This window comes from Nonomuraea sp. NPDC049152 (assembly GCF_040648355.1).
In the GTDB taxonomy this organism is placed as follows: Bacteria; Actinomycetota; Actinomycetes; order Streptosporangiales; family Streptosporangiaceae; genus Nonomuraea.
In genome coordinates this window covers 114,249-135,073 of record NZ_JBEZDO010000006.1, presented here as the reverse complement: position 1 = coordinate 135,073, position 20,825 = coordinate 114,249, and the positions used below count along the sequence as shown (strand labels likewise).

22 protein-coding genes are annotated in these 20,825 nt (G+C 68.2%); 9 read left to right on the top strand and 13 right to left on the bottom strand.

The annotated features are described in order from the left end of the window. Positions 1–255 precede the first annotated feature (255 nt). Positions 256–993: a serine protease gene (locus AB0B45_RS13905; protein WP_358129743.1), complete on the top strand. Its 738-nt coding sequence runs from the start codon at positions 256–258 to the stop codon at positions 991–993. Positions 994–1,011: 18 nt separating this feature from the next. Here the strand turns inward: AB0B45_RS13905 and AB0B45_RS13900 are convergent, their stop codons facing one another. From AB0B45_RS13900 to AB0B45_RS13885, 4 genes are all read right to left on the bottom strand, one after another. Beyond that, positions 1,012–1,263 carry a hypothetical protein gene (locus AB0B45_RS13900; RefSeq protein WP_358129740.1) on the bottom strand — a complete coding sequence of 84 codons (252 nt, stop codon included), beginning with the start codon at positions 1,261–1,263 and terminating at the stop codon, positions 1,012–1,014. Positions 1,264–1,296: 33 nt separating this feature from the next. Beyond that, entirely contained in the window at positions 1,297–2,145 is an 849-nt protein-coding gene (locus AB0B45_RS13895) for a M55 family metallopeptidase (protein ID WP_358129737.1), read from the bottom strand. Between the two features lie 2 nt (positions 2,146–2,147). Beyond that, positions 2,148–3,581 (bottom strand): MFS transporter, encoded by a 1,434-nt coding sequence (locus tag AB0B45_RS13890; protein WP_358129735.1) that lies wholly within the window; start codon positions 3,579–3,581, stop codon positions 2,148–2,150. 63 nt (positions 3,582–3,644) lie between these two features. Continuing rightward, positions 3,645–4,055 carry a hypothetical protein gene (locus AB0B45_RS13885; protein ID WP_358129733.1) on the bottom strand — a complete coding sequence of 137 codons (411 nt, stop codon included), beginning with the start codon at positions 4,053–4,055 and terminating at the stop codon, positions 3,645–3,647. Positions 4,056–4,121: 66 nt separating this feature from the next. On the opposite strand from AB0B45_RS13885, the gene AB0B45_RS13880 reads away from it, so the two are divergent. From AB0B45_RS13880 to AB0B45_RS13870, 3 genes are all read left to right on the top strand, one after another. Continuing rightward, positions 4,122–5,441: a M14 family zinc carboxypeptidase gene (locus AB0B45_RS13880; RefSeq protein WP_358129730.1), complete on the top strand. Its 1,320-nt coding sequence runs from the start codon at positions 4,122–4,124 to the stop codon at positions 5,439–5,441. Between the two features lie 328 nt (positions 5,442–5,769). Further along, a complete protein-coding gene (locus tag AB0B45_RS13875) occupies positions 5,770–6,075 on the top strand; it encodes a sensory rhodopsin transducer (protein WP_358129727.1) in 306 nt (101 codons plus the stop codon). A 495-nt stretch (positions 6,076–6,570) separates the two neighbouring features. Next, a complete protein-coding gene (locus AB0B45_RS13870; RefSeq protein WP_358130275.1) occupies positions 6,571–6,882 on the top strand; it encodes an AbfB domain-containing protein in 312 nt (103 codons plus the stop codon). Here AB0B45_RS13870 and AB0B45_RS13865 read toward each other — a convergent pair. Beyond that, entirely contained in the window at positions 6,857–7,198 is a 342-nt protein-coding gene (locus tag AB0B45_RS13865) for a hypothetical protein (RefSeq protein WP_358129724.1), read from the bottom strand. The genes AB0B45_RS13870 and AB0B45_RS13865 overlap by 26 nt on opposite strands. 671 nt (positions 7,199–7,869) lie before the next feature. On the opposite strand from AB0B45_RS13865, the gene AB0B45_RS13860 reads away from it, so the two are divergent. After that, on the top strand, positions 7,870–8,106 hold the full coding sequence (locus AB0B45_RS13860; RefSeq protein ID WP_358129722.1) for a hypothetical protein: 237 nt from the start codon (positions 7,870–7,872) through the stop codon (positions 8,104–8,106). 127 nt (positions 8,107–8,233) lie between these two features. Beyond that, a complete protein-coding gene (locus AB0B45_RS13855) occupies positions 8,234–9,457 on the top strand; it encodes a serine hydrolase domain-containing protein (RefSeq protein ID WP_358129719.1) in 1,224 nt (407 codons plus the stop codon). Between the two features lie 215 nt (positions 9,458–9,672). Here AB0B45_RS13855 and AB0B45_RS13850 read toward each other — a convergent pair whose 3' ends face one another. From AB0B45_RS13850 to AB0B45_RS13840, 3 genes are all read right to left on the bottom strand, one after another. Further along, on the bottom strand, positions 9,673–10,512 hold the full coding sequence (locus tag AB0B45_RS13850) for a hypothetical protein (protein WP_358129717.1): 840 nt from the start codon (positions 10,510–10,512) through the stop codon (positions 9,673–9,675). A 1,033-nt stretch (positions 10,513–11,545) separates the two neighbouring features. Then, positions 11,546–12,658 carry an ABC transporter substrate-binding protein gene (locus AB0B45_RS13845; RefSeq protein ID WP_358129714.1) on the bottom strand — a complete coding sequence of 371 codons (1,113 nt, stop codon included), beginning with the start codon at positions 12,656–12,658 and terminating at the stop codon, positions 11,546–11,548. A gap of 121 nt (positions 12,659–12,779) precedes the next feature. Next, entirely contained in the window at positions 12,780–13,091 is a 312-nt protein-coding gene (locus AB0B45_RS13840) for an HAD hydrolase-like protein (protein WP_358130272.1), read from the bottom strand. Between AB0B45_RS13840 and AB0B45_RS13835 the strand changes: the two genes are divergently transcribed. Together AB0B45_RS13835 and AB0B45_RS13830 are read left to right on the top strand one after the other, a co-directional pair. After that, the gene (locus AB0B45_RS13835) at positions 13,014–13,247 is read left to right on the top strand and encodes a UTRA domain-containing protein (protein ID WP_358130270.1); all 234 of its coding nucleotides are present in this window, start codon (positions 13,014–13,016) and stop codon (positions 13,245–13,247) included. The two genes, AB0B45_RS13840 and AB0B45_RS13835, sit on opposite strands and share 78 nt — an antisense overlap. Positions 13,248–13,378: 131 nt before the next feature. After that, the gene (locus tag AB0B45_RS13830; protein WP_358129711.1) at positions 13,379–13,855 is read left to right on the top strand and encodes a hypothetical protein; all 477 of its coding nucleotides are present in this window, start codon (positions 13,379–13,381) and stop codon (positions 13,853–13,855) included. Positions 13,856–14,153: 298 nt separating this feature from the next. Here AB0B45_RS13830 and AB0B45_RS13825 read toward each other — a convergent pair whose 3' ends face one another. The 4 genes from AB0B45_RS13825 to AB0B45_RS13810 all read right to left on the bottom strand — a co-directional run bounded on the left by AB0B45_RS13825 (position 14,154) and on the right by AB0B45_RS13810 (position 19,543). Continuing rightward, a complete protein-coding gene (locus AB0B45_RS13825) occupies positions 14,154–14,978 on the bottom strand; it encodes a hypothetical protein (protein WP_358129710.1) in 825 nt (274 codons plus the stop codon). Between the two features lie 831 nt (positions 14,979–15,809). Next, complete coding sequence (locus AB0B45_RS13820; protein ID WP_358129708.1) at positions 15,810–17,021, bottom strand: acyl-CoA dehydrogenase family protein; 1,212 nt, start codon at positions 17,019–17,021, stop codon at positions 15,810–15,812. Positions 17,022–17,461: 440 nt separating this feature from the next. Beyond that, positions 17,462–18,211, bottom strand: a complete 750-nt coding sequence (locus AB0B45_RS13815) for a helix-turn-helix domain-containing protein (protein WP_358129706.1) — start codon at positions 18,209–18,211, stop codon at positions 17,462–17,464. A 153-nt stretch (positions 18,212–18,364) separates the two neighbouring features. Beyond that, a complete protein-coding gene (locus tag AB0B45_RS13810) occupies positions 18,365–19,543 on the bottom strand; it encodes an MFS transporter (protein WP_358129704.1) in 1,179 nt (392 codons plus the stop codon). A 73-nt stretch (positions 19,544–19,616) separates the two neighbouring features. On the opposite strand from AB0B45_RS13810, the gene AB0B45_RS13805 reads away from it, so the two are divergent. Continuing rightward, positions 19,617–20,192 carry a TetR family transcriptional regulator gene (locus AB0B45_RS13805; RefSeq protein ID WP_358129701.1) on the top strand — a complete coding sequence of 192 codons (576 nt, stop codon included), beginning with the start codon at positions 19,617–19,619 and terminating at the stop codon, positions 20,190–20,192. Between the two features lie 13 nt (positions 20,193–20,205). Here the strand turns inward: AB0B45_RS13805 and AB0B45_RS13800 are convergent, their stop codons facing one another. After that, the gene (locus AB0B45_RS13800; protein WP_358129699.1) at positions 20,206–20,796 is read right to left on the bottom strand and encodes a class I SAM-dependent methyltransferase; all 591 of its coding nucleotides are present in this window, start codon (positions 20,794–20,796) and stop codon (positions 20,206–20,208) included. Positions 20,797–20,825 lie beyond the last annotated feature (29 nt).

The following is a 20,825-nucleotide window of genomic DNA, read 5'->3' as shown; positions in this document are numbered from 1 at the left end:
GGCCCAGCCCGATCGCCGAGGGGCGATGCTCCAGGTCAGGCATGAATCCGCTGGAGTCCCGGCGATTGTTACCGGGAGCCCTCCCCGCATCGGAGGGTGGGCCCTACCACGCATTGACGTGCTGCCCGGATCGTTCCTTTTGTCCCAGATTTCTAGGGTTGAACACGTCTTAATCACCCGTTGAAGGGACCCTTTCCGATGTTTCTCCGTCGTACGGCCGTCGCTGCTCTGGCCGGTGCGGCATGTGTCGTCGCCATGACTGGCAGCGCGGGCGCGATCGTGGACGGCAAGAAGTCCACGCAGCGCTACGCGTTCATGGCGTCGATCCCGATCTCGGTGCCGGGCACGAAGCTCACCGGCGTGTGCGGCGCCTCGCTGATCGACCCGCAGTGGGTGCTGACCGCCGCGCACTGCGTCGATCTGGCGGTGGGATCGAAGCCGGACGGCATCGTCCGCATCGGCAGCCGCTACCGCACGTCCGGGGGCACGGTCCGCAAAATCGCACAGGTGGTCCCCCACCCGGGATACAAGCAGGGCAAACCCAACAAGAACGATATCGCCCTGATCCGCCTGGACCGCCCGGTCACCGAGAAGCCCATCCGCATCGCCAAGCGGCCCGGACGGCCCGGCACCCCCACCCGGCTGCTCGGCTTCGGCACCACCGTGGACACGACCGACCTTTCCAAGGCGGCCTTCCCCGACCGGCTGCGGCAACTCGAGACCCGCAGAGGTTCCGCCGCCGAATGCTCCCCCGGCTACGCGTCCGGCACCCGCCTGTGCACGGTCAGCCGGGTGCCGGACGCCATGGCCTGCATCGGGGACTCCGGCTCGCCGCAGATCCAGCGCGGCAAGCGCGGACGGTGGGAACTCATCGGCACCACCTCCGGCCCCGGCGACACGAACACGGTCTGCGCGGACGGACCGGGGCTCTACAGCAGTGTCCCCGCCTACGCGGGCTGGATCCGGAAGACGCTCAGCAGCTACCGGGCCTGACAGGTCGCGTGAGACCGGTCACGTGACGCACACGGGCCGGCCGACGGTGAACACCTCGAGGGCTTCCGGGCTCGGCGCGACGCCGATCCCGGGGCCCTCGGGCACCACGATGGCGTCGCCCTCCAGCTCGACCTGGGCCGTGGTCGCGCTCGTAGTAGCGGGCCCGTCCCTGGCCAGCGGCAGGCACGCGGCGGTGAACTGCTTGCTGATGGAGACGATGTCGAAGCGGGTGCGGGAGTCGATCGGGACGCCGAACTCGACGGTGGTCACGCCCTTGGCGCCGACCGCCAGGCCGGGGGCCGGCTAGCGCCTGCCGTACAGGGCCATTCGGCTGATCATGGCGTCGGCGGCGAGGTGGTAGCAGACCGTCACGCAGCCCAGCACCTCCGTGGGCGTGGCGAAGGTGGCGGCGAGGGTCTTGTCGGCGATCCTGCGCACGCCCGGGATCTGCGCGCCCAGCTCGGCCGCGGGAGTGCTCGGCATGTCGATCTCGAGCTCGAGCACCTCGGGCAGCCGGAGCGGCGCCAGCTGCCCGGCCCCTCGTACGGTCTCCGCCGCCGCCTCCCTGATCAGCCGTCTGGCCTCGGCCGGGGAGAGGCTGTCGGCGGCGGTGTGCCCGTGTGCGACCTTGACGGCGACCGTCCGCACGCCGGGGAAGGCCTTCTCCGCGACGCCGCAGATGACGTCGTCGCCGGTGAGCAGGCCCACCGGGACGCCGACCGCGGCCGCCTGCAGCGCGTTGACCTCCGCCTCCGACACCGGTATGCCGTTGAGCCGCACCCCGAGGAAGTGCGAGGAGAAGGTGTGGGCCAGCACGCCCGGCGAGCCGGCGGCGGCGTGGTAGCCGAGGAACATGGCCACGTCGTGCTCGGCCGAGACGCCCTCGGCCATGCAGTCCAGCTTGGGAGTGCCGAAGATCAGCCGGGCGCGCGGGTCGAGCTCCTCGTGCAGCAGGTTGTCCATGGTGCCGTGGCTGTCGTTGACCAGGACGCTGTCGGCCCCGGCCGCGAACGCGCCCTCGATGGCGGCGTTGGCCTCGGCGGTCATCAGCCGTTGCGATCGCGGATAGCCGTGGCCGCCGCGGACGACCTGGTCCATGGTGGCGGTGCCCGCCACGCCCTCCATGTCGATGGAGATGTAAACCTTTGCCATCGTCACAGGCTTTCACTCGGGTGTACGGCGGGCTTTGTCGCCGGGGCCGAAGCTGGGCGCCCGCCTTGGGCGTCCCGCACAGCGGCAGGGATCACGAAAGCGGCGCCGACGGCGAGCAGGCCGAGCGCCGCGGACAGCAGGTAGGTGTCGACGAAGCCGCGCTCGGTGGGCACCCCCGCCACCGCGCCGGCCGCCAGCACCATGGCGCCGAGCTGCGCCCCGAACGTGCCGCCGATGCTCTTGGCGACGAAGACCACGCCGCTGACCCCGGCCGCGCGGTCGGCGGGCACGTCGGTGGCCACGGCGTTGAGTCCGGCGGTCAGGCCGATGGAGCCGCCCAGCCCCATGACCGTCACCCCGGCCACGATCTGCCACGGGGAGGAGTGCCAGAAGGCGAGCATGGCGGTGCCGGCGCAGACGAGCGCGCTGCCGAGCACCAGCACGGTACGCCGCCCGAGCAGCCGGGTCATCGGCCCGACCAGCGGCGCGACCAAGGTGCCCGCGATGCCCATCGGGAACATGTAGATCCCGATCCACAGGGTGTCGGCGCCCAGGCCGTACCCGGTCTCGACAGGCGTGGCCAGCATCATCGGCAGGGCGACCACGAGCCCGAAGGAGGCGAAGCCGAACAGGACCCCCATCGCCGTCACCCCGGCCGGAGTGCGCCCGGCCAGCAGCCGCAGGTCCACCAGCGGGTCGGGGGTGCGCTGCTCGATGACGACCCACAGGCCCAGCGTCAGCACGGCAGCCGCGAACAGGGCGAGGGTGGCGGGAGCCGTCCAGCCCCAGCCGGAGGCGGCGGTCAAGCCCAGCATGAGCAGGGCGAGCCCGCCACCCAGCAGCAGCCCGCCCGCCCAGTCGACGCGCCCGGTGGCCGCACGGGGCGTGGCCGGCACCGCGTACCAGGCCCAGAGCCCGGCCACCGCCGCACCGGCCAGGGCGAGGAAGAACAGCCAGCGGTAGCCGAGCGCCGCGCTGATCGGTCCGGCCAGGATGAGGCCGAGCGCGCTGGCCAGGGCGGCGACGCCGATGACCAGGCCGTTGCCGGTGGCGGCCCGTTCGGGTTCGAGGGTGTCGCGGAACAACCCCACGGTCAGGGGCAGCATGCCCAGCCAGACGCCCTCCACCGCCATGCCCACGATCAGCACGGTGACGTTGGGCGCCAGGGCGGCGAGGAGGACTCCGGCGCTGCTGATCGCCATGAGCGCGAGCAGCAGCCGCCGCTTGTCGTACATGTCGGCCAGGCGGCCGATGATCGGGGTGCTGATCGCCGAACTGATCAGCGAGCCGGTGAAGATCCAAGCGAGCGCGCCCGGCGAGGCAGTCAGGTCCCGCTGGATGAGCGGGAGCGCGGGCGAGAGCGTCATCTCCATCGACTGGAGGACGCCGATGAACAACACCGGCGCGCCGATGATGCCGAAGCCGGATCTGGACATGGTTCTGCCTTTCGGGGTGGGGTGACGTGTGGCCGCGTGGTCCCCCGAACCCTCGGCCGTGATCTAGGCCGGGCCGAGCACCCTCGGCGTGGTCAGGGCCTGGGCGGTCTCGACGAAGAACTTCTCGCAAGCGTCGTGGGCGCCGAGCACGACGCCCTGGCCGAGCCCGGACAGCAGAGCCTTCAGCGCGCGGGTCAGGCGGAGCGCCTGCTCGTCCGTGACGGTGGACCCGCCGTGCTCGCGACCTGAGAACAGCGCGGCGAGCTCGACCTCGGTCGACCTGATCGAGGCGTTGAGCTTGCCGATCAGCTCCCGGTCGTTGAGCACGAGGTCGAGGACGCGCGTCTCGAACAGGAGCTTCCCGGCGGCCTGCGGGTCGGCCGACATGCGCAGGAACCGGCGGGCGACCTCGCGCGCCGCCTCGATCAGCGCACGCATGTTGGCCGCCTTGCTTTCCGTTCTGGTCAGCCGCATGACATCTCCTGCATGCCGTAAAGATAATCTGATTTACTAGAATAATCCAGATTATCAGGAGGCAAGATGGACGTCGCCCACCACATGAGCCGCGTGCCCGACTACACCGCGTTCCCCACCGTGGACCAGATGCACGCCGAGCTCGACGAGCTCGCCGCCGCCCACCCCGACCTGGTACGGCTGCGCCGCATCGGCACCTCCCGCCTGGGCGAACCGCTGCGCGTGGCGACCATCGGCTCCGGCCCCCACGACGCCGTGATCATCGGCGGCCCCCACCCCAACGAGCCGATCGGGGCGCTCACCGTCAGCAGCCTGCTGCGCCGGCTCGTCGAGGACGCCTCGCTGCGCGAGGACTTCGGCTACCGCTGGCACCTGATCCCGTGCGTCGACCCCGACGGCGCCCGCCTCAACGAGGGCTGGTACACCCGGCCGAGCGACCGCCGCGCCTACGCCGAGCACTTCTACCGCCCCGCCGAAGCCGACCAGGTCGAATGGACCTTCCCGCTGACCGGCGAGAACTACTTCTTCGACCGCACCCTGCCGGAGACCGAGGCGCTGATGCGGCTGATGGACGAAGTCAGGCCCGCCTTCGTCTACTCCCTGCACAACGGCGAGCTCCAGGGCGCGTTCTACTACCTCAGCAAGGACGACCCCGCGCTCGCCGCACGCCTGGTCGCCGTCGCGACCTCCGAGGGCCTGCCCCTGCACATGGGCCCGCCCGAGGTGCCGAGCGCCGTCCCGATCGGCCCCGCCGCCTACGTGACCCCCAGGGGTGCCAAGCTCGCCGCCACCTACGGCATCGGCGGCGGCAGCGTCGACTACGCCGACCGCTTCGGCGCCCTACACCTGGTCACCGAACTGCCCTACTGGGCCGACCCCCGCGTCGCCGACCAGACCCCCACCGACCAGGAGTACGGCGACTCGATCCAGGCCTGCCTCGCCGCGCAACGCGCCCTGATCGCCGATCTGGCGCAATCACTCGCCTCCGTCAGAGCCGATCTGACCGTCCACTCCCCCTTCCGCCGTGCCGTGGAGGACTTCGTCGGCTCTCACGACGAGTTCATCGGCGAGTGGGACAGCTTCCCCGGCACCGACCGGCCCGCCACCGTGGCCGAGGTGGTCGGCAACCGGCAGCTCGTGCACAGCATCCGGCTGAGGTACTGCGGCACCTACCTGCGCATGCTGGACGCCGAGCTCGCCGCGGGCAACCAGACGCCCGCCATCCGGGCCGAACGGGCCCGGCTCGGGGCGCGCTTCGACGAGTGGTTCACCCAGGCCGAAGCCGACGCGGAGGGCACGCCGATCCCGCTCCGCTCCCTGGTCGCCGTGCAGCTGGGCGCGGCACTGCTCGCGGCGGAGTCCGCCAAGCGGACAGATCTCTCCTGACCCCTGGCGCATGGGCTGCACGGTCTTGGCGGGTGTGGAGTCCGACATCCGGGGGTCCGTGACCTGGGTTGTTGCTGCTCCCCCTCGGGGACTGGGTGACGGTTGCGCGAATCTCGTCCCTGACCTGCGAGAAACACAGTTTTCGCAGGTCAGGGTTGTACCCGTGCGCGACAGGGCGGCGGTGCCGGCCGGTAGAGCCTGAAGCTGCGCCGGACGAGATCGGCTTGAGGTCGGCCGCCCCGGCGGGAATGACAAGCGTGACTCCGAGATAGATCCCGTCTTGTCGGGGTAGCGGGACGACTGCCGCAGCAGCAGACGGGAGTCGCACATGAGCACCATGGTGGGAATCTGGAAGATGGCGATCACCGACGGGTGCATGCCCGGCGACCAGCTCAGCCTGTTCAACATCAGCTCCGGCAACGCCCACGTCGAGCTGACGTTCTGCGCCGAGGGCGGGCAGCCGCTGGGGCCGTTCCGCCTGATCATTCCCGCGCAGCGTACACAGTCTCCAACCCTGGAGGACCTGGTCGATTCCGATGCCCCGCCTCCGAGCCTGCCGTACTCCGTCGTGGTGGTGTCGGACACCCCGGTGCTCGTGCAGCCCCACCCGGCGGACCACGACGTGCCGAAGTGACGGCGGCCGGCGGCCTGACTACTGAACGTGACGTCGGCTTTCATGGCGGTCACAGTTGACCGCGACTTGAGCAACTGACCACTGGGAGCGAGGTCGGTCAGGGTGGAATCCGCCACGAGCCTTCTCGATCGCTCCCCTAAGCCGTCCACCCGGCCGCCGGACCTGCACCCACCGCACTTGATGGGACAGTGGACCGTTGCCAGCGCGCTACTGATCGGCGCAGCAGCATGGGGCGTCATGTGCACTGGATCTTCCCGAGCTGATGGTCTGCGGTCCCGTTGGTGACGATCTCCACTTTCCAACCAGCTGCACGTAGGCGGGCGAGACCATCCAGCGCCTCAGATCGGCATCGGACGAGATAAGGCATACGTTTGCGCGGTACGCACTCCACAGTTGTGCAACGGAGTCGGATAAAGCGAATCTCTCGCGCACTCCGGCGATGGGCAGAACGCGAATCGCCTACGCGTTGACCGCCTCGGTCCACCCGCCCGCGGACTGTGGTACCGGCTGTTCTCTTTCAGGTCGTTCAATATCGATAACCACTACCTTCGGCATCAAGACTTTCGACTGAAGTTGCACAACCATGTGCCCGGCGACAGGCTCTTTGAGGAGGATGCGACGTTCGCCATTACGCCCTCTCTGGCCTTCATTGAAGAGCCAGACTTCATGCACTTCGTCTCATTCCGGCGGGCCTGCCCGAACCTCGGACAGGCCCGCCCAGTTTTGGCTCGAGAACCCTTACGGGATCATGAACCCCTGTACGGCTGCGATCCGGCAGCGGCTAGCACGCAGCCTTGCCCGCCTTGAACCCGGCGTTGAAGCCGAGTTCGTATGCGGCATCTTTCAGCTCGGGGGCGAGGCCCCGTGGCTGCTGTTGGCTCTCGCATGTGGCTTGCCCGGCCGTGTATCCCTCGCTCCAGCCTCTCGAGCACAGTCCCCTGAGCTGGCTGCCCTTCGCGAATTCGCGGTTGCACACGGGCGGCGCGACCTTCAAGGTCGCCGTGATATGACTGTCGCCGGCGCTTACGGACGTCGGAACGACCGAGGCTTGCGAGATATCGACCGTCCCCAACGCGAGGGTGGCGACCAGCGGACTGGCGATGAGTAGACATTTTCCGTACATCTTCGTCTCCTTCCTGATGAAGCCATCTCGACAACCGCGACTCCATCTGAGGAAGTGGCGCCAGGGATGGCTCAGGAGAGCCGACCTTGGGAATTTCTGCTTCCTTACCCTCTCAGAGGAGGGCATCTGGCTGTGGCCCCTGATTTCCGTCGCCGCCCATTGACGATGTTTTCCGACATCGCATGCCGGCTGGGGCGACGCGCTACCTCCAGCATGGGATTCGGTTTTTCGGCGTGTCCAGGCACTTGACCTCAATCTGAGCTCGGTTTTCACTGTTGCCCATAGATTTCCGAGGTCTTAACTAAACACGAAAGGGCCTGCCTGTTTGCACCAGGCTTCAGGTGGGCAGCGGAGACACCCCTACCCGTGAGCTGCCCCCAGACACGATGGACGTTCTTGCAGGTCGACCGGCTACCTCAACACCGACCCGAAGACCGCGCGGTTCATCAGCGTTCCCCCCAGGCACGCGCTCCTCCTCCATGCCTCCAGGTAACGTCACCGCGCTGTACGGCAGGCCCCCTTCATCTGTGACACAGAGCCGTAAAAGGTACAGCCTGCGCTACCTGGCCTCGGCAGCAGGCGGCATATGCGCGAGCCAGTTGCCTTCCTAGCGTGGAGCCAGTACGTAACCGCCATGGATCACATACCGACCAAGGACAGAGAGACAGCGCATGAGCGATCCCCGCAGCATCGCCCCGGCCACCGAGTTCACCAGGCCCCCGGAACGCCGCCGCGCTCATCGTGCACTGCGCGCCATCCCGTGGACCGCGCTGGTGCTTGCCGCCGCAGGCAATATGACCGCCTCACTGACTGGAATGAGCACGCTGGTTCGGCTGGCGTTCGGCTTGACCGCGCTGCTGTGCATCATCGTGCTGGTCGCCGACCACCTGCGCGGGCGGCGCCGGTGACACCTGGCACGCCGGGCGGCTGGTAGTGCCTGCACGAGAGCGGCAGCACGAGGGACGGGCCGCATGGGGCGAGATCCATAGCCTCGTATCACTGATCTGTTGTCACACGTCAAGAAGAGTTCGAAATATGCGACGCATCATGGCCCGCAGTCGGCTGACGGCGTTGATCGCCCTCGTCGTCGTTGGAGGGACGGGGCTGAGAACCCCGCCGGCTGCAGCGGCCGCGGCTGACGGTCCGGCACTCGTTGACCGGCGTGCTGTGCAGTCGGTGCTGGACCGGATGACGCAAGGCGATGGACTTCCGGGAGCGCAGGCGGTGGTAGCCGAGCGCGGCCGCGTCACGACCGTGAGCAGCGGTTTCGGTGACCTGGAGTCGCGGCGGCCGATGCCGGGACCGGACGGCCACCTGCGGATGGGCAGCAACGTCAAGACCATGGTCGCAACCGTGGTTCTCCAACTGGTAGAGGAAGGCAAGGTGTCGTTGGACGCGCCGTTGTCCAAGTACCTGCCCGCAGTGGTGCCCACCGCTGCCGGCGACGCCGAGAAGATCAAGGTCAGGCATTTGCTCCAGCACACCAGCGGCCTGCACAACTACACCGACGACGTCCCGGCCGCCTCGCGGTTCCAGCCGTTCGAGCACTACACCCGCCAGCGCCTGTTGAAGATCGGATTCGCCAGGAAGCCTAACTTCGAGCCCGGGACGAGCTGGAGCTACTCCAACACAGGCTACGTGCTGCTCGGCCTGGTTATCGAGAAGGTCACCAGGCGCCCCTGGCAGGAAGAGGTCGCCAAACGCGTCTTCGCGCAGGCCGGGATGCGTCACAGCTACTTTCCCCGGGAGTACGAGTACGGCCTCCGCCGCCCGCACGCCCGCGGGTATATGCAGCTCAAAGGCGCCGACGGCAGGATCAAGACGGCCGACGTCACCGAGTGGGATCCGAGCCAGGCCGATGCCAACGGAGCCGGCGTCTCCACCCCGGACGATCTGAACCGGTTCTACACAGCCCTGCTCGGTGGGCGCCTGCTCAAGGAAGCGACACTCACGCAGATGAAGAGAGTCATGCCAGTGCCCAACCCGCAGGTGAAGCCGGCCTACGGCTTCGGCCTAGGTCGCTACACCCTGCCCTGCGGCGGTTACGCGTGGGGGAACGGCGGCAACATCGAAGGATTCCAGAGCCTCACCGGTGTCATCACTGACGAACGCGGTCGGATAATCCGCACCGCCACCGTGGTCACCAACACCACGTTCACCGACGCCAACGTCAACGGGGGCGCCGATCACCTCAAGGCCCTGTTCGCCGCGCTATGCCCACACGCCCGCGACTCCGCCCCGAATGAGACCTGTAGGTAAGCTCGTCTGCCGGATCGTCTCCATTCGGGCTCGGAGCCCAAGAGGGCATCCAAGCACCGAAGTCAGCGATCGTCACGGCTCTGTCCGATGACCACTTGATCCATAGGAAAGGGCGGACACCTTGAACCGCCCCGGCTCTGGATGGGTACAGCTCCGCAAAAATGCGCCTGTCTGATGCCCGCACCAGAAGGCACGGGCATCGCAGACCGCATCCGTTACTGCCTGATCGCCTGCTGCGCGTCGGCGGGAGGGAGGCGCGGCACCTGTCCCAGCTCCTCCGATTCCGAGTGATAGTTCGCGCTCTGAAAGGCAGAGAGCGCGACGGCAGGATCCTTCTGGAGCGTGACGCTGGTGTGGTAGCTCCTTACCTGCGCAGCGGTTAGCTCCATAGCAAACGGGACGCCGTCGACCTTGGCGACATATAGGTTTCCGACGAGAGCGGAGCCGGTGGGCTCGTCCTTCATGGCCTCCAGCAGGGTAGCGACGGCCTCGGCGAGGGTTTTCGTGACAGCGGCTTGAGTCTCGGCGTAGACCTTGTTTCGCGCAGCGGCAAGCGCGTAGTCGCCTGCCTCCTCTAGCTGCTCCGGGGTAACTGTTCGTTTGAACGCCAGCGTAAACGCCTGCCAGATGCTGCCGTGGACGACCTCGGATTCGTCGACGATCTCGCAACCCAGGTCCCGGAGTGCAACCTTGATTCGGTTCAGCGTCACATCGGTGGCGGCCGAGGGAAGGTAGACGATCGCCAGGGCCTCATAGCTTTCCGGGCGTCGGAGGTCCGCGGTGCGCAACCGACCATATGTCCGCCACAGCAGGTCTTGCAGTCGCCGCTCGATCACCGACCATCCCGCCACCGACTCGGCACTCTTGAGGTAGGTGCGGTCGGCGAGCAGCTCCTGTTGGAGGGACATGAGGCTCGCGCTGCCGTCACGCGGTCCAATCGCGAAGGCCTCCTCGATATCAGGCGGAGGCGTCAACCAGTGAACCGCTTCCTCGTCGAACACGTCGTCACGGTCGCTATCGATCGGTTCGAGAGCGTCAGAGGGTCCCTGTGTCACCGGGGCTCCTGTGGGTGTTGGGAGAGGTTGATCACACCCTAGGAGCCCGGACTGACAAATCGGGCTGAATACTCGCAAGAGCCACGTAGAGGACCCACGGAAGATTGGCGAGTGCGTCGACGCCAGTAGATTGAGGCATGCTGTGATTACCGTGGGCGCAGGTCGTCTTGGTCGCGACGTTCCGTCCGGAATTCGTCCTCCACCATGTACGCAACTACGCCGCTCCATCGTCCGTCGTCCGAGCGGTGCCACTCGAGAAGACGCCCGGGTAGCCACTGCGTTCCGTCCCGAACGTTGCAGGGCTTGGCATGTGGCGGTAAGTAATCCGGGAAGCACGGGATGCAGGCCCCTCGGCCATCCGACTGGGCTATTCGTAGGGCCACTGGCTGGGGATCGTGGATCTGCTGGCCAAATCGTAGGGCCTTTCGTTGCCCCTCCGATAAGGCCGAACAGTCCGGTTGCCGATGGAAGACCGAGCCGCCCTTCGTGACGTAGACCATTTTGGTGAGGCCGCGCGGGATCGGCGCGCAGTCGACGCATTGGCCCAGGATGAGTTCATGGATACAGCGCTCGTCCGTCACTTCATCAGCGTCTCCCAAGATCGTCCGCTCGTCTACAGATGATCTCGTTCGCCCTTGGAAGGTCCGGCTACAGCCGGAGGCAGCCGCGCGCGCGATGTCACCGATGCGGCTCGGGCTGAGGGTCGCCCGATCAGCGTGCCGTCGAGGATCACGTAGGTCATGCCGGCGCGTCGGCAGCGGTCCAGGACCTCACGTCTGTCTCCACCCGGGTGCGCCTTGTCCGTCTGCCGCACATGGGGTGGTCCATGTCGCTTTGCCTAGACGAGTCCTGTTGCGGCGAAGGGCGACGCCGCCACAAACTGCCGATCAGGTGGCTGCTGAACAGGAATCCGAGCGCAGACGACATGGCCCGCGGCCGCAGGAAGGCCCGTGGGGCGCGCCCAGTGATTGACACGTAGACAGGTAGACAGCCTCAAGTTCGGACAGATCTGGGCAGTCGGACCTCCGCGCTCTCAGCCGGCATGGAGGATCCGCAAGCGATCGGGTTCCGCCGGATCTCGATCAACGACTTGGATTGGCGTCCAAGCCCATTGCCAAACGCTGATGCCTGGCGTGCGGGAGAACTGGATCTGCCCGCGGGTGCCTTCGACTGCAACGCGCGGCCAGGATTCGGCAATGCGCGCCCGGTCCGCGCCGCGAGAACGCAGCACCTCGGCGAGGACGGCGACCGTGTCGTAGCCCTCGAAGGCGACGAAGGAGGGCGCTTCCGCTAGCCGCTCACGGAGGGCCGTCTCGACTCGTGCACCGAGTGGGCTGAGGCGCTCGGGCAGGTAGCGCAAGAACGGGATCGCGGCGCTGTCGTCGCCCAGCAACGTCGCCCATTCGGCGAACTCCGGTTGCCCGGCCGGAGCACCAATCATGATCTCGGCGAGGCGCTGGTCACGGCGGACAGACTTGACGATCGACACTGCCGGCTCCGGGTGGCCGACCAGAAGAAGGAGGGCTGTCGCGCGATTGTCGACGAGTTCGTCGCACACCGCCGTGGGGGCGAGCGCGCGCACGTCGAGTTCGATGACGGTGCCGCCGCGTGGAGCGAGGTAGTCCCGCAGAATGCGGGCCCCAGAGGCCCAGTAGACACTCGACTCGGCTGCAACGGCGATTCGACTGTGGCCCGCGCCAAGGAGGAAGTCTGCGTAGATCTGCCAGCCGTGGGACTGCGCCGGGGCGAGGCGCGCGACCCATTCCGTTGGCTGTTCGGTGAGCGCGTCGAGAACCGCTGACGAGCAGAGGAACGGCAGGCCGAGGGCGTCGGCCCTGGCGGCAGCGGCGCGAGCGACGACGCTGTGATACTCCCCCGCCAAGGCAGCCACGCCCAGGCGAGCCAATTCATCTACGGCCGCCGCGGCCCTCTGTGGATCAGCCGCGGTGTCTCGGACCACCAGCTCGAGTGGTCTTCCGACGATCCCGCCGGCGTCATTGACTTCGCGAACGGCCAGCTCGAGTCCAGCGAGCAAGTGTTGGCCTGCCTCGACCCAGCCAGGCCGAGTCAGCGGAACGAGAGCGCCGATCTGGACGGCTGATTCGTCAGTCCGCTCCGCTCCTGGTGGCGATGGTGGCGTATTCATGCTTCGGCGTCTCCCGAGTGACGATTCGGCTGCAGTTTGCCCGGATCGCAGAGTGAACGTCAGTGACGCCGAGAGTAGCCGAGCCGAGAATGGCCAGCGTCGGCGCCCCGTCCCGTGGCCGTCAGCCGGCCCTCGCGCCGCCGATCGAGCCTGAGGGGCTTCGGGCAGCTCTGCCGTAGCAGATCCCCCAGGAGTTGGCGGAGCTGGTGGCCGAGATCGGGCCGCTATGGGATGCCCAACGGCAGGCTGAGCTGCGGCCGCCTGCGATGTCGGCGCCGAGACGGTCACCGACCATCCATCCGCCGTCCGCGAGACTCACGCCGCATCGCCGAGCGGCGATCTCGAACAAGCCTCGATCAGGCTTGCCGACTCCTTCAAGCTCGGCATTGGACCAGATGAGGCATACGTCGGCGGTAGACCTTCCACAAATCAAGCATCCAAGCTCAAGGTCAGCCGCGGCAGCCCCCTGCTGGAGGTCACCCGCATCACCTACGACGACACCGGCCAGCCGCTTCATCTGCTGCGCCGCCTCGTCAACCCGCAGCGGGTCCACATCACCGACCAGCGCCTACCGATCACGTCGCCCTGAGCTCCCAACCGGCGCGCTACCTGGCTAGTGCCGTGACTGGAAACGTTCGCTACCAAGAAGCAGGCCTTGCGATCGGATGGATCCGCACGGATCATCAACGAAACGGGAGGACATCCATGATCAGTACAGTCATGGCACGACTCGCTTCAGCGGCCCTGCTCGCGACCACCCTCACCGCGTTACCGGCTACCGCCACCGCCGCCGCGAGCGCCGGGTACACCCCTGAACAGGTGTGCGGCAGCGGCTTCGGGAGGGTGAACGGCGGCACCCAGCCGGCGACCGACCACAAAGGCATCATCCAGGGCTATGTCTACCTGCTCTACAACGCGCGTACCGGGGAGAACTGCGTCGTCACGATCAAGTCCAACTTCGTCGGCCAGCCCACCCTGACCAGGGCGACCCTCTTCCGCCAGATCATCGGTCAAAACCCCGACAAGTTCGAGGACGAGGGGGCCTACAAGTACTACGCGGGTCCGGTGAAGGCGCAGGCCAAGGGCAGATGTGTCATCTTCCACGGGCTGATCACCAACATGCGTGCCGGCGAACGCTCTTCGGCTTCCAGTATCCAAGCGTTCGGCGGCTCAAGGGATTACGGCAACTGCGGCTGATCTCGGCAAGCAGAACTGCCCTTCGCGGGTTCCGGGTGGGCGGAACGGTGGACAACCGGGAGAGAACCCCCGCGCCATGCCCCGATCAAGGAGCCGCCACCTCGACAGCGGCCGGCAGGGCGGATGTATGCCTGGGCGGCGACGGATCTCAAGTCGGGAAGGAGCTGCCGGGGAACCTGAGAGCCGAGCAGCCGGCGACATGACTCGACGATCGGCGCGAGCACCAGCTGCAGCCGCACGAACGGGATACTGCCGACTTGACCGTTCACGGTGGAGACGGCATCGCGCATTGCCGCGATCAGCCCCTCGTCGAGACGGGACGCGTCGGCCAGGGCGACCGAGAGTGTGCGCTGCATTGGCGTGCCAAGCAGCGCGAGCAGACCCCCGCCAGCGTCGGTAGTGGTGCGTAGGAGGAGCGTGCGCAGCTCGCCGAGTCGCCGCTCGCTCTCCCCGGCTGATCGAGGGCATCGAGCGGTTCGGCGAAGTCGCTGCCAGCTCCGAGGGATGTCTGCCCGTCAGTGCCGCGTGCGTACAGATGCGCAAGGAGCAGCTGAGCGTCCTCCAACGTGCCATCGTCGGGCGCTTCGGCGATGTCGCGGCCGTACCGCAGGTCCACCGGAGCGGCCCCGGACGCCAGGTCGCGCTCCATCGTGGTGTCGGCGTTGAACACCTGGACGGTGCGGCCGGAGACGCGGTAGTCGCACACGCCCTGCTCGGCGAGGTTCTGCAGCGCCGTCAGCGCGTCCATACCGGGCTGGTAGTAGATAGTGAGGACCTTGTCCCACGCCGCGCCGGCGCTGTCGGTGTCCGGGTCGAAGTCCCAGTTCAGGCTGGGCACCGAGCCGCGTCCCTTGGCCTCGGCGATGAACGTCTGCTGGATCGCCCCAGCGGTCGCCGCCAGGAACGGCCGCTTGCCGTCCACCAGCGGCGCCGTACCGGGGTAGAGCACGATCTTGCGGAGCATCCACACGAAGCCGGGCAGCTCGAAGCTGACCAGCCCGGTCGGGTCGGAGCCGTTGCCGCGACGCTTGATGCGCAGGAACCGAGAGTCGGGCGCCTCGGTCCACACGGTGCCGTCCACGCTCCACTGGACGGCGATCTCGCACGGCTTAGTGCTAGACATGGGGCACAGATGGTTCTCTCCCATAGGGCAGAGAACCCGTTTCACCCTCTTCTGTTAGCCGATACGGGATTTCGTAAGAACCTCTGGTGGCCAGCGCTTACCGATGGCTCGCCATAATGACCAAGAGAGCGATGATGCCCACGATTGAGACTATGACCCCAAACGGGCCCATATCCTCCCACGCAGTCGGCGTGCGACCCTTATCGGACCTTTCGGTTGTCCTCCGGACCATCTGCTGGTGCTCGTAATCCCGTTGGTTCTTGCGCATCCTGTCGATGTCATCGAAGGGCACTGGACTGTCCCCCTTCCACTCGACGCCACTGGGTGTAGCAACCATGGCACAGTAAGTCGTCACTTGGGGGTAATACCGTCGTTCCATTCGCCCGTCACCCGAATGATCCTGACCTGCGATAATCGTGCACATCGTGACCGCTCTCACCTCACGGCCCCCGATCGACGTCCATGTGACTCCACGCGGCCGCATCATCGTGCTCCCGGCCGTGTGGCCGCCGGAGCTCGACGCCGATGACGTCGAGCTCCTGGTACAGCGGCTGACGGCCGCCGAGCAAAGCCGCGCGAGGGCCGTCATAGCTCCGCCACTACTTCGCCAGCCGCCGACCCGGCGCTTACTCTCCGTGTCTACGCTCACATGCTGCCCTCGTCGCACGACCGGGTACGCGAAGCCATCGACCGGCAGTTCCGGGGGCCGGGATCTTCCTGAGGTAGAACTGAGACAGAACTGAGGTCTGACGCCTAATGATCTGTCGGCTAGGGAAGGCGTGGTGCGACAACTGCCCTATGGCCACGCCATCCCTTTGACCTGCGAAATTCTTACCTCACCGGCAGGCCGGTGACCGCGCGGCCGATGATCAGACGCTGGATCTCCGAGGTGCCCTCGAAGATGGTGTAGATCTTGGCGTCGCGGTGGAAGCGCTCCACCGGGTGCTCGCGCGTGTATCCGGCCCCGCCCAGGACCTGGATCGCCTGCTCGGTCACCCACACCGCCGTCTCGCCCGCCACCAGTTTGCACATCGAGCCCTCCGCGCGTTCGAACTGCCGGCCGTTTCTCGCCATCCACGCCGCGCGCCATGTCAGCAGGCGGGCGATGTCGACGCGGGTCGCCATGTCCGCCAGGAGGAAGGCGATGGCCTGGTTCTCGCCGATCTTGCGGCCGAACTGCTCGCGTTCGCGGGCGTAGTCGCGGGCGTACTCGTAGCCGGCGCGCGCGATCCCGACGGCCATGGCGGCGACGGACGGGCGGGTGGTCTCGAACGTGCGCATGGCGGCCTGCTCTCCCGCTCGCTCGCCGTTGCGGACGCGCGCCAGGCGGGCGTCGAGCTTGTCATGGCCGCCGAGCAGGCACGAGGCGGGGACGCGGACGTTGTCGAGGACGACCTCGGCGGTGTGCGAGGCGCGGATGCCGTGTTTCCGGAACTTCTGCCCCATGGACAGGCCCGTGGTGCCCGGCGGGATGATGAACGAGGCCTGGCCACGGGTGCCGTGGTCCGGGTCGACCGAGGCGACGACGACGTGCACGTTGGCGATGCCGCCGTTGGTGGCCCAGGTTTTGACGCCGTTCAGGATCCAGTCGCCCGAGGGATCCCGTACGGCACGCGTGCGGATGGCGCCGACGTCGGAGCCGGCGTCGGGCTCGGAGGCGCAGTAGGCGCCGAGCTTGACGTCGTTCTCCGTGCCGAACATCTGGGGCAGCCACTCCCCCATCTGCTCCGGGGTGCCGCCCGAGGAGAGGGCGGCGGCGGCCAGGCCGGTGCCGACGATGGACAGTCCGATGCCCGCGTCGCCCCAGAAGATCTCCTCGAACGCCACGGGCAGGGCCAGGCCGCTTTCCTCGAACCATTGGGTGGCGAAGAAGTCGAGGGAGTACAGGCCGATCTTGGCGGCTTCCTGGATGATGGGCCAGGGGGTCTCTTCTCGTTCGTCCCATTCGGCGCCGGCGGGGCGGATGACATCGCGGGCGAACGCGTGGACCCAATCGCGCACGTCAAGGACGTCGGCGCTGGGCTCTGGACAGAAGCCGCTCATACCGCTACTCCCGCTCCCATGGTGATATTTCCGGCCGCGCCTCGGTTGGCGTTACCGGTGGTAACACTCCCTGATTTTACTCTTCCGTACGGCGGAGCCGCCACCACGCCAGGGCAGTCGCCCCCGACCAGGCCGCCGACGCCGTCGAGCGGCACGACTGCCCACATGTGAGGTGATGACGCCCTCGCCGTGCCCTACCCGTGGCGGGAAGGTCGCGTGGGTAGCCGACGGGCGAACGCTGCTGCGCATGATCAACAGATGGAACGCGGGTCAGCGCTTGGCCGTGATCGACGCCGCAGAGCGGTTCTGGCCCTGTCAGATGAAACTGCTGGGCACTATGAGGACGACCTTCGCAAAGTCGGACTGTTGCCCTCGCCGTCCGGAAAGGGCGATACGTCCCGCCACGAACCTACGTCCTGAGCCCACGTCGGGGAGAGGGGTCATTGGAAGGTGCGGCGGTAGCTCTGGGGGCTGACGCCGGTCACCTTCTTGAACCGCTCGCGGAACGCCGTCGCCGACCCGAACCCCACCTGGGACGCGATCCGCTCCACCGAATGTCCCGTGGTCTCCAGGGGGTGCTGAGCCTGCCGTACCCGCGCCCTGGGCAGCCATTGCAGCGGGCTCGTCCCGGTCTGCTCCCGGAAGCGGCGCATCACCGTGCGGGTGCTCATCCCCGCCCGTTCCGCGATGTCGTGGAGAGCCAGTTCCCGCCCCGCGTTCTCCTCCATCCATCGCATCACCGGCTCCAGGGCCGACCCCTTGGGCGTGGGCGGCTGTTCGTGGACGATGAACTGGGCCTGCCCGCCCTCCCGTTCCAGCGGCATCACCGACAGCCGGGCCGCGTCGGCCGCGACCGCCGAGCCGTAGTCGCGGCGGATCAGGTGGAGGCACAGGTCCAGGCCGGCCGCCGCGCCCGCCGAGGTGAGGGCGTCGAGCACGTCGGGCGGCGGCCGGCGCGACACGTCGGCGACGCCGGGCACGATGATCGTGTCCGCGTCGGCGAGGGCGTCCAGCCCCCACGGCGCCTGAATGGTGAACGGCCCGGCGTCGACCGACGGGGAGGGGGCGCAGACGCGCACCCGGTACCCGGGCCGCCCGCCGGGGAGCCTCGTGCGGCCGAACACTTCGATGGGGGTGGACAGGTCGAAGGGAATCACCTGGTCCAGCGCGAGAACGGCCACGGTGTGCATGGCCATAACGTACGCGCGACCTGGCGAGGTGGCTGTGTTCGCCGGCGTACTCGATGGGCACGCCGCCCTCCGGGTGCGAGCCGCTGCTCGAACCGCTCAACGGGGTGGGCGAGGCGCTGAACAGGGTTCGGCTCGACACCTCCGCGCCCGATCTCACGCTCGGCGGCCTGCTGCCACCACCCGCGAGGCCAGTACGGCCAGCGCCCCGATGACCATCGCGCCCGCCAGGCCGTACATCAGCAGGTCGAAGCCGGGGAACGCGGCGGCGGCCAGCGGGCCGAGGCTGCTGCCGACGGCCAGGAAGAAGGAGAAGAGCGCCAGCGCGGTGCCGCGCGAGCCCTCGGCGAGCATGGCGATGGACTCGTTCAGCGCGGGCAGGCCCGCCGTGATCGCGGCGACGTAGAGAGCGAGCAGGACGGCCAGGCCCACGGCGCCGGGCACGGTCGCGCCGGTGACGGCGAGCACCATGGCGGCGAGCAGCAGGAAGAGGATCGCGCGGACGGGCGCGCTCAGGCGGGCGAGCCAGGGCGTGAGCAGCGGGACCAGCAGGATCGAGGGCAGGCCGCCGGCGCGCAGGCCGAGCAGCTCGGCCGACGAGGTGACGATGCCCGAGAGCTGCAGCCCCGTGTAGACGGCGACGAAACCGCCGAGCAGCACGAGGACGGCCAGGTAGCGCAGCACCAGAGCGGGCTTCATCAGCAGGGACGGCACCGCGCGGTAGACCGAGGCGAGCGAGGCGGCCCGCTCCCGCGGCGCGTCGGGGATCATGACGGCGCGCAGGCCGAAAGCCGCCGCCACGAAGCCCGCGGCCGAGAGGACGAACAGGCCGCGCCAGCCGAGCGCGTCGACCGTGAGCTGGCCTGCGACCTGCAGCAGGACGGCGGAAGCCAGGAAGGCGCCGGTGATCGCGCTGATCGCGACGACCCTGCGGCGGGGTTCGACGCTCTCGCCCAGGTAGGCCATGCCCGCCGGAGGGAAGGTCGCGACGGCGATGCCCTGGACGAAGCGCAGGGCGATGGCGACGGCCGGGTTCGGGCTGACGGCCACCAGCGCGGTCGCGGCGGCCGCGACGGGCATGCCGATCAACAGGAGCCGCCGCCTGCCGTACTGATCGGAAAGCGGGCCGAACAGGAGGAATCCCAGCCCGTAGCCGATGGCGAAGGCGGTGACCAGCCAGGTCAGCGCGCTCTGGTCGGAGCGCCAGCCGACCGCCATGTCGTGCAGGAGCGGGATCACCACGTAGAGCTGGCCGCTGACGAGCAGGGCGGTCAGCACGAAAACGGTCAAGGTGGGAGCGAAGGCAACGGGACGGGTCAACGTCAGTGTGCTCATGACCGGACCGTAGCCAACCAACTAGTTGGGTGTCAACCAACTAGTTGGTGGCTCAGGAGGTAGGATGCGAGGCATGGCAACGAAGGACTCGACCGCCGCCACCCGCGCCGCCCTGCTGAAGGCCGCGCGGGAGGAGTTCGCCGCGTACGGCCTGGCCGGGGCGCGGGTGGACCGCATAGCCGAACGGGCGGGCGTCAACAAGGAACGCATCTACGGCCACTTCGGGACGAAGACCGATCTTTTCGACGCCGTGGTCGGCGACGCGCTCAACGACCTCACCGAGCGGATCTCGCTGCCGAGCGACCCCGTCGAGTACGTGGCCAAGCTGACCGACTACTACCGCGAGCATCCCGACCTGGTGCGGCTGCTGATGTGGGAGGCGCTGAACTTCCGCGGCCCCGAGCTGCCCGGCTTCGACGCGCGGGTGGCGCGCTGCGGGCGGAAGACCGAATCGCTGGCCGCGGGGCTGGGCAGGGAGGCCTCGCCCGAGGTGGCGCGGCTGCTGTTCACGCTGACCGGGCTGGCGCTGTGGCCGTCGATGATGACGCAGCTCGGACGCATCATGCTGGGCGACGACGCGGACGACGCGGAGGCGGGGCGCGACCAGACCGCCGCCTTCGTCGCCGCGGCGCTCAAGGGCGGCGCCTGACCCTCCTGACCGCTCAGCGGCGGTGGACGCTCACCGCGTAGCCCCCGTCCCGGTACGGCTCGCCGTCCCAGGTGGCGAAGCGCTCCTCCAACCGCAACCCCGCCGCCTCGCACCAGGCGTCGTAGTCGTCGAGGGTGAAGGCCGGCCGGACCGGCAGGTGCCTGGCGTCCAGCCCGAACCCGGCCACCAGCACACCATCCGGCGTGAGCGCGTTCGCGAGGTTCCGGATGGTCCGCGGCTCGGTGCCCTCGGCGAGCAGGGGGATCACGTTGCCGGCTGCGACGACGAGGTCGAAGGTCGTCCCGAGGTCGAGGGTGGCGAGGTCGGATTCGATCCAGGTCAGGCCGGGGCCCCGGTCCTTGGCGACGGCGAGCATCGAGGCGTCCAGGTCGACGCCCACCACGTCGTAGCCCTGCTCGGCCAGCCGGATCGCCACCCTGCCCGTGCCGCACCCCGCGTCGAGGACCCGCGATCCGGAGGGGACGAGGGCGGCGCAGAAGCTGGCCTCCCCGTGGACGTCGGCACCGCTGGCGGCCAGCGCGGCGAACCGGCCGTCGTAGGTCTTGCCCAGGTTTCCGCCGGTCAGGTCGCGCCATCTGCTCATGCGCCCCATTCTGTACGGCACGCCTCCGT